Consider the following 12,567-nt stretch of genomic DNA (forward strand, 5'->3'; position numbering starts at 1 on the left):
GTAGCAGGTTACGAATTTCCGCGCACATGGGTCCACAGCGCTAAGGAGCACACCCATGGTTGCCAATATTTCGTTTCCTCGGTTTCTCAAGCTGGGCGGCGGTGCCGTCGAGGAGCTGGGGACCGTTCTGACCGACCTCGACGTGTCACGGCCGTTGCTCGTCACCGATGCGTTCATGGCCGGCAACGGCTCGGCGGATCGTTTGATGAAGATCATGACCGAGGCCGGTAAGACGCCTGCATTGTTCTCGGGCACCGTTCCTGATCCGACGACCGATTCTTTGGTCGCCGGTCTCGAAGCGGTGCAGCAACATTCGGCTGATTCGATCATCGGGTTCGGCGGTGGCAGTCCGATGGACACAGCCAAGGCGTTGGCCATTCTCGCGGTGCAGGGCGGCACGATGCGGGACTTCAAAGCTCCCGTGCTGTCGACCGGCCCGGCCCTACCGATCATCGCCATCCCCACCACGGCCGGAAGTGGTTCGGAGGCAACTCAGTTCACCATCATCACCGACGTCGCCTCGGACGAGAAGATGTTGTGCCCCGGCTTGTCCTTCCTGCCGATCGCCTCGATCATCGACTTCGAGTTGACGATGTCGATGCCGGCGCGTCTGACGGCCGATACCGGTGTCGATGCACTGACCCACGCCATCGAGGCGTACGTCAGCAAGAAGGCCAACCCCATCTCCGACGGTTTGGCGCTCAGTGCGATTCGCACGATCGGGACGTCGTTGCTGCGGGCGTATCGGGACGGCGACGACCGGCAGGCGCGCGAGGCGATGATGCATGCCTCGACGCAGGCCGGAATGGCCTTCTCCAATGCGAGCGTCTGCCTGGTGCATGGCATGAGTCGACCGATCGGCGCGCACTTCCACGTTGCACACGGGCTGTCCAACGCGATGCTGTTGCCTGCCGTCACGGCATTCTCGATCGACGGAGCACCGGCGCGTTACGCCGACTGCGCACGCGCACTGGGCGCGGCGTCGGAAAGCGATTCGGATCAGGTTGCCGGTGGCAAGCTGCAGGATGCGATCGTCACACTGTGTCGTGAGGTGGAGGTTCCGACGCCGGAGACCTTCGGTATCGACAAGGCGAAGTGGGACGAGCTGTTGCCGCTCATGGCCGAGCAGGCGCTCGCGTCCGGCAGCCCGGGAAACAATCCGGTCGTGCCGACCGCCGAACAGATCGTCGATCTGTACCGGCAGGTGTACGCGGGAATCTAGTCGCACTCACTCCGATGCGCGGGCGGCAACAGTGTCGCGCCGCGCATTTCGGCGTTGCACCAGAATTCCGCCGATCACGGTCACTGCGGCGAGGACGGCCGAGAGCAGGATCGACGACCGCTGCTCCGGCCGCACCACCATCATCACCAGGACGAACACGATGAACCCGATGGCCAGGTAGGTCAACCACGGGTACAGCCACATCCGAACGGCAGGGCGTTCGTCGTCGCGGTCGAGTTGACGTCGCAGCACCAGCTGGCTGCTGGCGATGGCAAGGTAGACGAACAGGGCGACGGCACCGGTGGTCGCCAGCAGGTAGGTGAAGAGTTTCTCGGGCAGGATGTAGTTTCCGATCACGGCGAGGAACCCGAGCACCATCGAGGCGATCACCGCAACCCACGGCACCCCGTTCGTGGTGATCTTCTTGACCGCCCTGGGTGCGTCACCTCGATCGCCGAGCGAATACAGCATGCGCGACGCGGTGTAGAGCGCCGAGTTCAGGCACGACGCGACGGCAGTCAGGATGACGATGTCCATGATGGTCTCGGCGTGCGGGATACCCATCTTGGACAGCACGAATTGGTACGAGCCCGTATTGGGGTCCAGTTCGTTCCAGGGCACCAACGCGACGATGACGAAGATGGAACCGAAGTAGAAGATCGAGATTCGCCAGATGACCGAGTTGGTGGCGCGGGTGATTCCCTTTGCCGGGTCCTTGGATTCGGCAGCGGCGATGGTGACGATTTCCGAGCCCATGAACGAGAACATCGTCGTGAGCATGGCCGCGATCACCGCGCCGAAGCCGAGCGGCATGAATCCGCCCGAGGCCCACAGTTGGTCCACTCCACTGACTTCCGAATCGGGTAGCCATCCCAGGATGGCCGCGATTCCGAGGCCGATGAACGCGATGATCGCCACCACCTTCACCAGCGCGAACCAGAACTCGAATTCACCGTAGTTGCCGACGCTGATCAGGTTGGTCGCGGTGAGGGCGATGACGATGAGCAGTGCCCACATCCACTGGGCTCCGCCGAGCCAGTTGGTGAGAATCGAGGCGGCCGCGGTGGCTTCGACCGGGATCACCAACACCCAGAACCACCAGTAGAGCCACCCGACCGAGAATCCGGCCCAATGTCCAAGTGCGCGTGTGGCATACGTGGAGAACGAGCCGGTGTCAGGATTGGCCGTTGCCATCTCCCCCAGCATGCGCATCACCAGAATCACGAGTGTTCCCGCGAACAGGTACGCCAGCAGCACCGCCGGGCCTGCCGTCGCGATGGCGTTGGCCGAACCCACGAACAATCCCGCGCCGATGACTCCGGCTATCGAAATCATCGTCACGTGCCGTGGTTTGAGGCTGGTACCGAGTCCGTTCTCGCCGGTGTCCGGCTTCTCCGTAATTGCCATCACTGAAGTTGAACATAAAATTAGCACCGGCGCAGCAGGTGACCGATATGTCCAGAATGTCTGTGGGGCAGACATTTCCACGCACAAAGCGCAGAGTTGATACCGTCTCGATCCATGGAAGCAGGCTCGTGATCTTCACTGTCTCCGTCGCCCGTGCCATCGCCGACGGTAAGGTCCGCCGGGTCTATCGACGGTGGTCGAGTCCGAAAGTGACTGCCGGGTCGGTTCAGCGCTCACCCTCGGGCATGATTCGCATCGACTCCGTCCGTGAGGTGGATCCTGACGGGCTGACCGACGCGGATGCCCGGGCCGCGGGGGAAGAATCGCGCAGTCACCTCGAGAAGTCGTTCTTCGGACCCAGCTCGAATCCCACCTATCTGATCGAGGTCTCGTACCTCGGCGCCGATCCTCGTGATGCCTTGGCCGACGATGCCGAACTGGACGAGACCGCACTGAACACTCTGAGGACAACGCTTTCACGGATGGACTCTCGGGCCGAATCTGTTTGGACACGTGAAGTATTGACGGCCATTGCCGCCGAACCCGGACGCCGCGCAGCGGACCTTGCCGAGCAGGCCGGACTGGATACGAAGACGTTCAAAGCCCGTGTACGCCGGCTGAAGACTCTGGGGCTGACGATCAGCCTCGAGACCGGCTACCGAATCTCACCCCGCGGTGCCGAATTCCTTCGGCTCACCGACGCGACCGACTGATCCCGGCATACTGGACGCATGAACTCCCAAGCGGGCAGCATCACCGATCCGGTCACCATCGTCGGTGCGGGCATAGCCGGCGCGGCCTGCGCGCGGGTTCTCCGCGACGCAGACGTGCCGTTCCGCATTCTCGACCGAGGCCGCGCTCCGGGCGGGCGGATGTCGTCGCCGGAGTTGCACGGCCGTCGCGTCGACCTGGGTGCCGGTTACTTCACCGTTCGTGATCAGGATTTCTCGACCGTGGTCGCCGATTGGGAGTCGGGCGGATTGGCGCGCCAGTGGGCCAACACGTTCGGCATCCTCAAGCCCGAAACAGCTCCGTGCACAACGACCGGACCGGTTCGCTGGGCCACCCCGAACGGGCTGCGATCGCTGGTACGAGACATGCTCGACGGCGTCGGCATCGAGCATTCCACCGAGCTGACCGAATTGCCCGACGGTCATGTCGTGGTCGCGATGCCGGATCCGCAGGCGGCGCGACTGACCGCCGTCCCCGATGCCGTGGACTACGTACCCGTCATCGCGGTGGCGTGTGGGTTCGACGGGCTCGACATCCCCTTCCGCGATGCGGCGTTCGTCAACGATCATCCCGATATCGATTTTGTCGTCGACGACGGTGCACGCCGTGGAGACGGCACTCCGGTTCTGGTGGTGCACACCACGTCGGAGCGAGCGCAGCAGCATCTCGACGATCCCGACGGAGCGATCGCCCCGGTTCTCGAAGCCCTGCGCGAATTGTCGGTCGTCACCGCGCAACCCACATGGACTCACGCTCATCGATGGACCTTCGCCAAGCCTGCGGCCCAGCACGATTCGAACTACGCGCTTCAGCAGCAGGACGGACGCTTCGTCGGATTCGCGGGCGATCAGTGGTGCGAATCCGGAGTGCCCAGGGTGGAAAGCGCCTGGCGTTCGGGGACGGACGTGGGCAGAGAACTGGTTCTGAGATTGACCCGCTGACGCCGGGCGTGCTCAGCTGACAAATCTCACCGTCTCGTCCAAAGGGGCTCGGCTGGTACGGAATCCGTTGATCGAGTGCGTCTCGTCCGGGTAGCCGAAGGAGACGCCGGCCACCACTTTTCGAGTGTCCGGGATGTCGAACCACTCGTGCAGAAACGGTGAGTACGCGGCCAGGGCTGCTTGTGCGATCGCTCCGAGACCGAGACTCTGCGCGGCCAGCAGGAAAGTCTGCAGATACAACCCGCAATCGACCGCCCCGTACACACCCAGATCGGCGTCGGTGGTGATGATGGCCGCGTGCGGGGCGTCGAACAGCTCGTAATTGCGAATGAATTGACGCGTCGTCGCCTCGGTGTCGGACTTGACCACGCCGATGCTTTCGTACAGCGCGCCACCGCATTCGCGTCTGCGCGCGCGGTGCACAGCGTTGTAGTTGGCCGGGAACGGAAAATCCGGTTGCGGCACACCGGACGCCACGTGCTCCACCAACGCGTCGGAAAACTTCCGGGTGGCATCGCCTTCGGTCACGATGATCTGCCACGACTGGGTGTTGGACCAAGACGGTGTGCGCCGGGCGGCCGACAGTAGCTGTTCGAGTACTTCGCGCGAGACCTGCTTCGGCAGGAACTGCCGGCACGAGTACCGCTCGTCGAGGAGTTCTGTCAATGCGTCGTACCGGGTCACATCGTCCGCCTCGTGTCGGTGTCGTCGGGTGCGGGTCGAACGTAACACCACGGCTGACCCCAGCCATATACTCTTCGGCGCGGATGAGCGGCTGCCAGAGAAGCATCGGGCACGTTGTGCGGGGTCCCGGCGAGCCGCGGATCGGAAGACGGTGGGCGCAGAGGGGTTCGAACCCTAATCGGGGCCCCGGCCACGGCCTCAATATCGCTTTGACCTGCATACATAGGTCACCACGCATCACCGCCTGTCACCACGTTTGTGCCCAAACTGTGCCCAATATGTGCCCACGGAACGTAGCGTTGGTGTCATGCCATGGAAGCTTGAGAAGGTAAACGACACCGAGTACGCGATCTTCAACCGAACGGGCGCGTCGGCGTCGTCGGTTCGAGTAGCCGCCGACGACTCGAATAGCGCCGAGGCGCTGTCTTGGAACAGGCCGGGCTGGATCGAGAGGGACAGTGTCGGTGAGAGCGATTCACTCGACGTGGTGGTGCACCCGCAAGCAGGAACATGGGTCACAGTCACTTGGAGCGACGGCGAATCGGTGAAGTGCGCGGCTAGGTTGTCCCTCGCGCCGCCCGCTAGCGAACCCTGGGTAATGCGAATGTGACGCTCCGAGCGGACCCCGAACGGTACCGAGCGATAGTCGAACGCAACAACGCCCCGGCCCCCTTGCAAGGGTCGGGGCGTTGTCGTTTCGTCCGGCCGACCGCACGGACGCACCGGCCCGTCATAGGGGCGGGCGGTGGTCTCAATTACGCCGCGGCGTCGAGGTCGAGCTTGACGATGCCGTTGGGCTTGTAGACGTCGAGGCCGAACCGACCCTCGACGCGTGCACGAACCTGGTTGCGTGAGAAATCGTCGGCCACGCCGCTCGACCACTGCGTGCGAATCTGTCCGTCACCGACGACGGCCAAGGCACTGAGGTCGAACAGAATGCCGGTGCCCTCGGGCACCGAGTTCGACACCGCGATACGCAAGCCCCACAGGCGCTGTGCGGCGCGGTCGACCGGGATGCCGCTACCGAGGTCGGGCGTGCCGTCGGCACGGCGTGAGAGTTCCAACGCCTCCCAGGCGAGCGGGTGCAAGATGATGCCGCCCGCCTCGTAACCGATGAGTTCGAGCTTGGTGATACCGCGGCGCACGGTGGTCGTCGGGTCGATCAAGAACGGCTGTACGACGACGCCCGAGGCGTTGAGAACGCCGGTCATGTTGATGCCGGTGCCGTCGCCCGCAATGACCTGTTCCTCGACGGCGCGTTCGAGGCCATACTGCATCTCACCCTGTACGAACCCCTGTAGCGCGGTGTTGTCGGTGAGCCAGTATTCGGGCGTCGGTTCGCTCACGTGCGCGATGACTTCGAGCTTGCCGTCGATCGAGGTGACGCCGTACTTCGACTCGGGCTTGAGTTCACCTACGGCGACCGGCGCGGCCTGGTTGTCGCGCAAGGTCTGGCGTAGGTAGCTGTACTGCGGCACGCGCTTGCGGAACGGCAGGATTGCCAACGCCGTATTGTGCACGCGGCCCTGTTCGTAGATCGTGCCGTCGAGGGGTACGCCGGTGATCGCATCGCCCGACGAGGCGATTGCTTTCTGTCCGGTCGGGTCGGCCATCTTGGCCGCGATGTTGACCGTGGCGGCCTTGGCGCGGAAGTTGAGGCGTGCACCCTCGGGCGAGTCGGTCGGGCCGCCGAGGCCGGGGCCGCCGGTTACCTCACCGGTGTCGACGTTGACCGTGCCCCGAGAGAACATCGACTTGACGTGTGCGCTGCGCTCGGCGGCCTTGAGCTTGACGTCGAGCGTGTCGATTGCCTTGGCCCCCGATTCGAGCGCGGCCTGTTCGTCGTCGTCGAGTTCACGTGCCTCGGTCTTGGCGACGTCGAGAATGTCACTGCCGAGTTGCACGAGGCGGGTACGGGCCTCGGTGAGGTCGCCCTGTGTGCCGTAGTCGGCCTTGGCGGCGAGGTCGGTAAGTTGCTTGATCTTCATTAGAATCGTCCCCTTTCGTGGGACTCACTGCGCACCGAACACGGTGCAGCACAACGATTAAGTGAGCCTCACGGGCGGCATTGGAGACTCGACGAGCGCACGGATTGGGTACCGCTGGCCCTGCCGATCCTCACGCCGTTGGCGAGGGCATCGAACGAACGGACGGATTGGGTACCGCTGGCCCGCCGATGCCTCACCACTGTAACCCATTGCGGCACAACACCTAAGGGGTAGCGTTACCGGCTCGGCACGGTCGCGGTGCCGTAGCGGGCGGCGGTGAAATACCCCTCCCACGCCTTGACGCTCGGCCCGGTCGGCTCGGCGGCGGCCTTGACGGCCAACACCGCGGTCGAGCGGTTCGCGCCGATGGGTACGAGACTTACCTCGTGAATGTGCAGCACGTCGAGCGACTTGTAATTGCCGAGCGCGGGGTCGTTCTTGACCGGGTGCGTGGTGACCTCGTCGTAGGCGAACGAGAGTTGAGTGACCCGCCGACCCTTGACGAGGCGGTAGACCTGCGCCCCGGTGTCGCTGTCGAGGTCGAGCTTACCGCGAATCTTGAGGCCGTGGCCGTCCTCGACCATCGACAACACCTCACCGACATACGAGTGCGGTGACTTGGAATCGTGACCCCACAACAGGGGCACCGAGTTGCCCGAGGCGGCCCAATCGGCAATCGACTTGGTGAACGCCCCCGGTTGCACCACGTCGCCGTAGCTGTCGACGTTGCCGAACACCGACGCGTAGGCGGTGAACTCACCCTCACCGAGGTTGTCGTCGGCCCCGGCCTTGATCTTGGTCAGCGGGGTTGCCTTGGTGCGTGTCATCGCCATATCGCCTCGTTCCAGTGTGCTGCCGCTATCGGGTCGTCCGTCCCCGCCATAGGCGGGTCCATCGTTACGAGCCCGTCCCTGTTCCCATGAATCGGGTACATCGTCGGACTTGCCGCGGCCTGTTCTGCCGCGCCCTCGTCGGGCGTCTCGCTCACGTTCTCGTCGACTTCGGGTGTCGGTGGGTTCGTCGTCATCGTCGTCGTCCTCGGTGTCGTCGGGTGCCTCGTCGGCCTCGGTTGGTTCGTCTGCCGCCGGGGCCTCGTCGTCGTCGCCCTCGGGCTTGACCTCGTCCTCGGCATAGCGGTTGTGGCCGTGCACGTCCTCGAAATAGCTACGGCACAACGAGGCCGGGTTAATCGGGTAGTCGTCGAGTAGCTGTTCGCATCGGTCGAGCGCGCCGGGTGTATCCCACTCGATGACGAGCGCGCCCTCACCGCGGGTCCAGAACTCCCGCAAGGGGCTTGTGTCGGTATTCCTGCCGTCGCCCTCGGCCTTGACCAACGCTGCCCCTCGGGCGACGGTGTAGCGGCGGCGTAGATCGTCGGTGGCGCTCACGATGCACCCCCGGCAAACGGGTTCGGCACGCCGTCGGTTTCCTTGGCCTTGTTCGACTGCGCCGACGCGTATGCCTTGGCCTCGGTGGCCGGTGACAACCCGAGTTCGGTTGTGAGACGGTGCAATTCACTACGCGTGTCGGTGAGCATCTTGACCTCGGGCCGCACGACGCGCTTGGTGGTCTCATTACCCGCCGAGTCGCGCACCTTGGCGACCGCGGTACGGCCATGCTCGGCAACGTCGGCGGTCAACTCGACGTAGTCGGCCCACGCCCGCACGTAGCGAATGACGACGCCGCGGTGCAGTTCACCGGCGAGCACGCCGAGGTCGTCGAGCAGGGGCACGACCCGCGCCCACTCGGCTCGTGCCTCCCGAGGTAGACCTCGGGGCATCGTCGGCGGCACGCGGTCGGACGGCACCGAGACGACGGTGCGGCCTGCCGAGTCGAGGCCGTCGCCGCGCCCGTTGAGTAGCCGCAACGGTGCCGGTTTGCTTGGTGCTGGCATTGGCCTGCCTCTCGATTGTTGGCCCCACCGATACCCGCACCGCGTAAGCGGGCCAACGCGGCACGCGGCGCGGGCATCGGCCCACGTGTGCAATGGGTTTCACACGCCTCGACTGTAAATCGCTATCCCTCAGGCGCGACCATGTTCGAACACTAGGTAAAGGTTAGGTAATGCCCGTTCACATTCGTTCCGCGAAGCGTGCTTGCGTGTTCGAGGCGAGGAAGAGGGGTCTGAGCTGGCGAAAAGCTCCAAAAATGTAACACCCCCTCCCCCTACCCCCTCGAAATTGCGTCCGCGAGGGGATAGGGGTTACTTTTCCTTTACCTTATGTTCGATTCGGTTCGTCGGCCGCCTTACGGGTCGACTCGGCAATGAGTCCGACGAGGATTGCGTCGACGTCGTCACCGTGCAACGCGTCGAACAGTTCCGACGCTATCGCGGTCATATGGCCGAGCATGGCCGACACCGCAAGGCCGTCGTTTTCCACCTCGGCGGCTAGCCGGTCGTACTCGAACCGATCACCGCGGCACCGTTGGCGGTCGACGAGCAAATAACGCACCGCTAGTGCGTGATCGGCGTACATGTTGCGCTCACTCATCGTTGCGACCGCCTGTGTCGTTCGCTGCCGCCTGCATATCCTCTGCCCACGCCGCGAGGTTGCCGAGCGCGCCCGCGGCTTCGAGAACGTCGCACAACAGTGCCGCTTGCGCGGTAACGAGTTCGTTGACGCCGTACTCATGCTCGGTCACTTGGTCGAGCAGTAGTGCCATTGCCGCTCGGTCGTTCGTCGAGGCGCATAGCGCGGCTCGGGCGGCCCATGCCATATGCAGTGCGGGCGGTGCGTACCTGTTCGGTGCGGTCATCGGTTCTGTCCTGTTCTTGGTCGGTTGTATTTCTCTGCCCATGGGTCGAGGGCCTCGGCAACGGCCTCCTCGGGCGACATGGGTGCAAGGTCGTTCAATGCCTCGGATACGTCGGTATCTGCAAACACGCCCTCGACGAACACGAGGTCGTCGTCGAGGTCGACCGCCTGCCAGATCGAACCGCGGTAGAGCACCACGGCGTCGATGTAGTGAGAGCGACCTGTGTCGGTCGTCCCGTCGCGCAAGTCGGTCACGGCCCACATCACGACGGGTAGGGCGAACGGTTGTTGATCCGGCCCGTCGGCGTCGAGCGTCAACCCGACCAAACTGTGCCCCGGTGTCGCCGGGATGAATTGCATCGCGTCGTGGTCCATCGGTTAGTACCCCCGCGTGAGCGCAACGGCGCGGTCGGCACGCGGCAAGTGCGCTAGACGATCGCCAGAGCCTCGACCCATCGTGCAGGGCACGCCTACGGCGGCACGGCAACGTGGGCACGCGACCGTCGCGTATAGCGGGTGTTGTGGTGACCGCCCCGGCGACGGTGCGATGACGTACCGCTCGATGATCGGCTCGATATCAGGTCGGCCCTTGACGGTGTGGTGAATCTCGATTGCGTGCACGGTGGTTCTCCTAGCTAGTGGTTCTTGGATTCAATGCGGTACGTCTCTTGGTCGGTTCATATCGCCATCGCCCACGTGGGCGGTCCTCTGCTGCCATAGCCGCGCTCTGTCGGTACGTGAGCGGTTCCGTCGACGTAGCCGAGACGTGTCCGAAAATTGAAGAAAATTACGAGGTGCCCGGTCCCGATGCCCTCTAAGAGAAAGGGCACCGGGCACTTTGGCCGGGCAACCAACCGGGCACGACCGGGCGTTGACCGGGCACCGGCCATGACCTGCACAAACGTGACCATCGAGAAAACCGACCGGGCACAACCGGGCACCCAACCGGGCAGACCGACCGGGCACGCACCGGGCACCCTTTTCACGGTGTCTCATCGGTGTCGACGAGGCCGAGTTCGACGGCGTATGCATCGGTGATCTTGTACTTATCTCGGTCCGCAATGCGGTCGAGTCGACCGCCTTCCTCCAACGTCGACCACGCTTCGGAGAACCGCCTGCCTGCATTGCGGGTGTCGGCAACGATCTTGAGTTCGGGGTCGCCTTGTAGGGCGGCCTTGGCCTCGGCCTTGGTGGCCCCCGAGGTGCCGTGGTGGAACGTCTCGAACATCACGCGGGCCAACCGTTCGTATACGAACGACTCGGCGTTTACGCGGGCCGGTAGCACCGTGAACGGATCGTCGGGCGTGCCGCCGCCGATGCCGTCGAGCACGATTGATCCGGTGCCCGCGACCGCCGAGGCCACCAAGGGCAACGGGTCGGGTTCCTCGATATCCTTCTGTTTCTCGGTCTTGAGTTGGGCCAACCCGCGTTTGTTCTTGACCATCACAAGTTCGCTTTGCACGCCGCCCTCGATAGCAGTCGAGCCGCGGGCGTGATCGGTGCCGCGGGTCGTGTGATGCACGAGCAACACGCACGCCCCCGTTGCGCGTCTGAGCGCGTCGAGGTTGTGAATGAACACGCCCATATCGGTTGCGCTGTTCTCCTCGTGGCCGGGCGTGTAGCGGGCTTGAGTGTCGACCACGATGAGGCGCGGTTCTAGCGGCGTGATTACGCGACTGAGTACCTGCCACTCGGCGTCCTGCTTGGGGTTGGGCAATGCCGCAAGGTCGACGATGCCGTCGAACACCGCCACGTGTGCGTCATCGCCGCCGTTGCGCGAGAGTTCCCACGCCTGCATCCGAGCGTCGATACCGCGCACGCCCTCACCGACGAGGTACACAACTTTGCCGGCGGTTACGGCCTTGCCGTGCCATGGCCGCCCCGTCGCGACCGAGCACGCCCAATCGAGCGCAAGAAACGACTTGTACGACCCCGGCGCGCCGACGAGACGGGCCACGCTGTCAAGGTAGAGATACCCGTCGACGAGGGGTTCGGGGTCGGGCATATTGCGCAAGTCCTCCCGCGTGAGGAATGCCGCCCTGATTCTGGCCTCGGCAGAATCCGTTGCGGCACTAGCCTTGTCGGCAAGTTTGCGCTTGGTCATATCCACAATGGATTCGTTGATATCGAGGTCGGCATTGGGCGCAGGCGGTTGCGGCACCGCGTCTCGTAAGAACTCGGGGAATGCCAGACCGGAACGACCGGGCCGGGGCGGTATCAGGTACTTCGGATAGGTGCTCACGCTGCCTGCTCTCGAACGTAGGGATGAGTGACCACGAGCAAGGCGAAGTCGTAATTACGGGTGAACGCGTCGTCGGCCACTAGCTCGGCGTGGTTGCGTTCCAACATTCCGACCGCACCGGCGAGCCGGTGTGCTGTCCATCGCCGTTGCAACAGGTCGATGCAACGGACCAACGCGGTGCCCACCTCGGCGGTGTGCGGTGCCGCCATGGCCGCCCGCAACATCGTCTCTACGGCCTCGGCAATGACCGACTCGTCGTTCTCGGTAGCCGCGTAGCTCGACGCCGGGGCCTCGAACGTAGGTGGATTAGTTGGGGTGCCATTGAGTGGTACTTGCTCGGCGATACCCTCGAACTCGACGGTCTCGAACTCGGTGACATTCTCAAACTCGACATTGCGCCATTCATCGAATGACCCACCGAACATCACCGACGCGGGCACATCTACAGACGGCGCGACACGCATAGCGCGCAACGTGGCGGTTGCGTCGAGTAGCGCGTTCTCCATTGCGTCGAGGTACCCCGAGGGGGTATCGTGGGAGTTCTTGAGATTCATTTTGTGCCTGTTCTGGTGAGGCCCCGTCGGTTTGCGGAACC

Annotated in this window: 14 protein-coding genes; 3 read left to right on the forward strand and 11 right to left on the reverse strand. The window is 64.0% G+C overall.

All coding sequences use genetic code 11. The annotated features are described in order from the left end of the window. Nucleotides 1–55 precede the first annotated feature (55 nt). A complete protein-coding gene (locus tag QM590_RS03640) occupies nt 56–1,222 on the forward strand; it encodes an iron-containing alcohol dehydrogenase (protein WP_269593850.1) in 1,167 nt (388 codons plus the stop codon). 6 nt (nt 1,223–1,228) lie between these two features. Here the strand turns inward: QM590_RS03640 and QM590_RS03645 are convergent, their stop codons facing one another. Beyond that, complete coding sequence (locus QM590_RS03645; protein ID WP_269593849.1) at nt 1,229–2,629, reverse strand: amino acid permease; 1,401 nt, start codon at nt 2,627–2,629, stop codon at nt 1,229–1,231. Between the two features lie 128 nt (nt 2,630–2,757). On the opposite strand from QM590_RS03645, the gene QM590_RS03650 reads away from it, so the two are divergent. Further along, the gene (locus tag QM590_RS03650) at nt 2,758–3,342 is read left to right on the forward strand and encodes a winged helix-turn-helix domain-containing protein (RefSeq protein ID WP_269593848.1); all 585 of its coding nucleotides are present in this window, start codon (nt 2,758–2,760) and stop codon (nt 3,340–3,342) included. A gap of 18 nt (nt 3,343–3,360) precedes the next feature. Continuing rightward, a complete protein-coding gene (locus tag QM590_RS03655; RefSeq protein WP_269593847.1) occupies nt 3,361–4,302 on the forward strand; it encodes an NAD(P)/FAD-dependent oxidoreductase in 942 nt (313 codons plus the stop codon). Nucleotides 4,303–4,314: 12 nt separating this feature from the next. On the opposite strand, the gene QM590_RS03660 is transcribed toward QM590_RS03655, so the two are convergent. From QM590_RS03660 to QM590_RS03700, 10 genes are all read right to left on the reverse strand, one after another. After that, complete coding sequence (locus tag QM590_RS03660) at nt 4,315–4,986, reverse strand: nitroreductase (protein WP_269593846.1); 672 nt, start codon at nt 4,984–4,986, stop codon at nt 4,315–4,317. Between the two features lie 755 nt (nt 4,987–5,741). After that, entirely contained in the window at nt 5,742–6,974 is a 1,233-nt protein-coding gene (locus tag QM590_RS03665; protein WP_269593845.1) for a phage major capsid protein, read from the reverse strand. Between the two features lie 236 nt (nt 6,975–7,210). Then, nucleotides 7,211–8,362 carry an HK97 family phage prohead protease gene (locus QM590_RS03670; RefSeq protein WP_269593844.1) on the reverse strand — a complete coding sequence of 384 codons (1,152 nt, stop codon included), beginning with the start codon at nt 8,360–8,362 and terminating at the stop codon, nt 7,211–7,213. After that, on the reverse strand, nt 8,359–8,868 hold the full coding sequence (locus QM590_RS03675; RefSeq protein WP_269593843.1) for a phage terminase small subunit P27 family: 510 nt from the start codon (nt 8,866–8,868) through the stop codon (nt 8,359–8,361). Before QM590_RS03675 ends, QM590_RS03670 begins: the two co-directional genes overlap by 4 nt. A gap of 325 nt (nt 8,869–9,193) precedes the next feature. Continuing rightward, nucleotides 9,194–9,466: a hypothetical protein gene (locus tag QM590_RS03680; protein WP_269593842.1), complete on the reverse strand. Its 273-nt coding sequence runs from the start codon at nt 9,464–9,466 to the stop codon at nt 9,194–9,196. Beyond that, entirely contained in the window at nt 9,459–9,638 is a 180-nt protein-coding gene (locus tag QM590_RS03685) for a hypothetical protein (protein ID WP_269593841.1), read from the reverse strand. Before QM590_RS03685 ends, QM590_RS03680 begins: the two co-directional genes overlap by 8 nt. Nucleotides 9,639–9,727: 89 nt before the next feature. Then, nucleotides 9,728–10,105, reverse strand: a complete 378-nt coding sequence (locus tag QM590_RS03690; RefSeq protein WP_269593840.1) for a hypothetical protein — start codon at nt 10,103–10,105, stop codon at nt 9,728–9,730. A gap of 3 nt (nt 10,106–10,108) precedes the next feature. Continuing rightward, nucleotides 10,109–10,351 (reverse strand): zinc finger domain-containing protein, encoded by a 243-nt coding sequence (locus tag QM590_RS25915; RefSeq protein WP_442972434.1) that lies wholly within the window; start codon nt 10,349–10,351, stop codon nt 10,109–10,111. A 361-nt stretch (nt 10,352–10,712) separates the two neighbouring features. Further along, a complete protein-coding gene (locus tag QM590_RS03695) occupies nt 10,713–11,972 on the reverse strand; it encodes an AAA family ATPase (RefSeq protein ID WP_269593839.1) in 1,260 nt (419 codons plus the stop codon). Beyond that, on the reverse strand, nt 11,969–12,526 hold the full coding sequence (locus QM590_RS03700) for a hypothetical protein (protein WP_269593838.1): 558 nt from the start codon (nt 12,524–12,526) through the stop codon (nt 11,969–11,971). Before QM590_RS03700 ends, QM590_RS03695 begins: the two co-directional genes overlap by 4 nt. Nucleotides 12,527–12,567: the final 41 nt, after the last annotated feature.

It is taken from the genome of Rhodococcus sp. IEGM 1372, from assembly GCF_030056835.1.
In the GTDB taxonomy this organism is placed as follows: domain Bacteria; phylum Actinomycetota; class Actinomycetes; order Mycobacteriales; family Mycobacteriaceae; genus Rhodococcoides.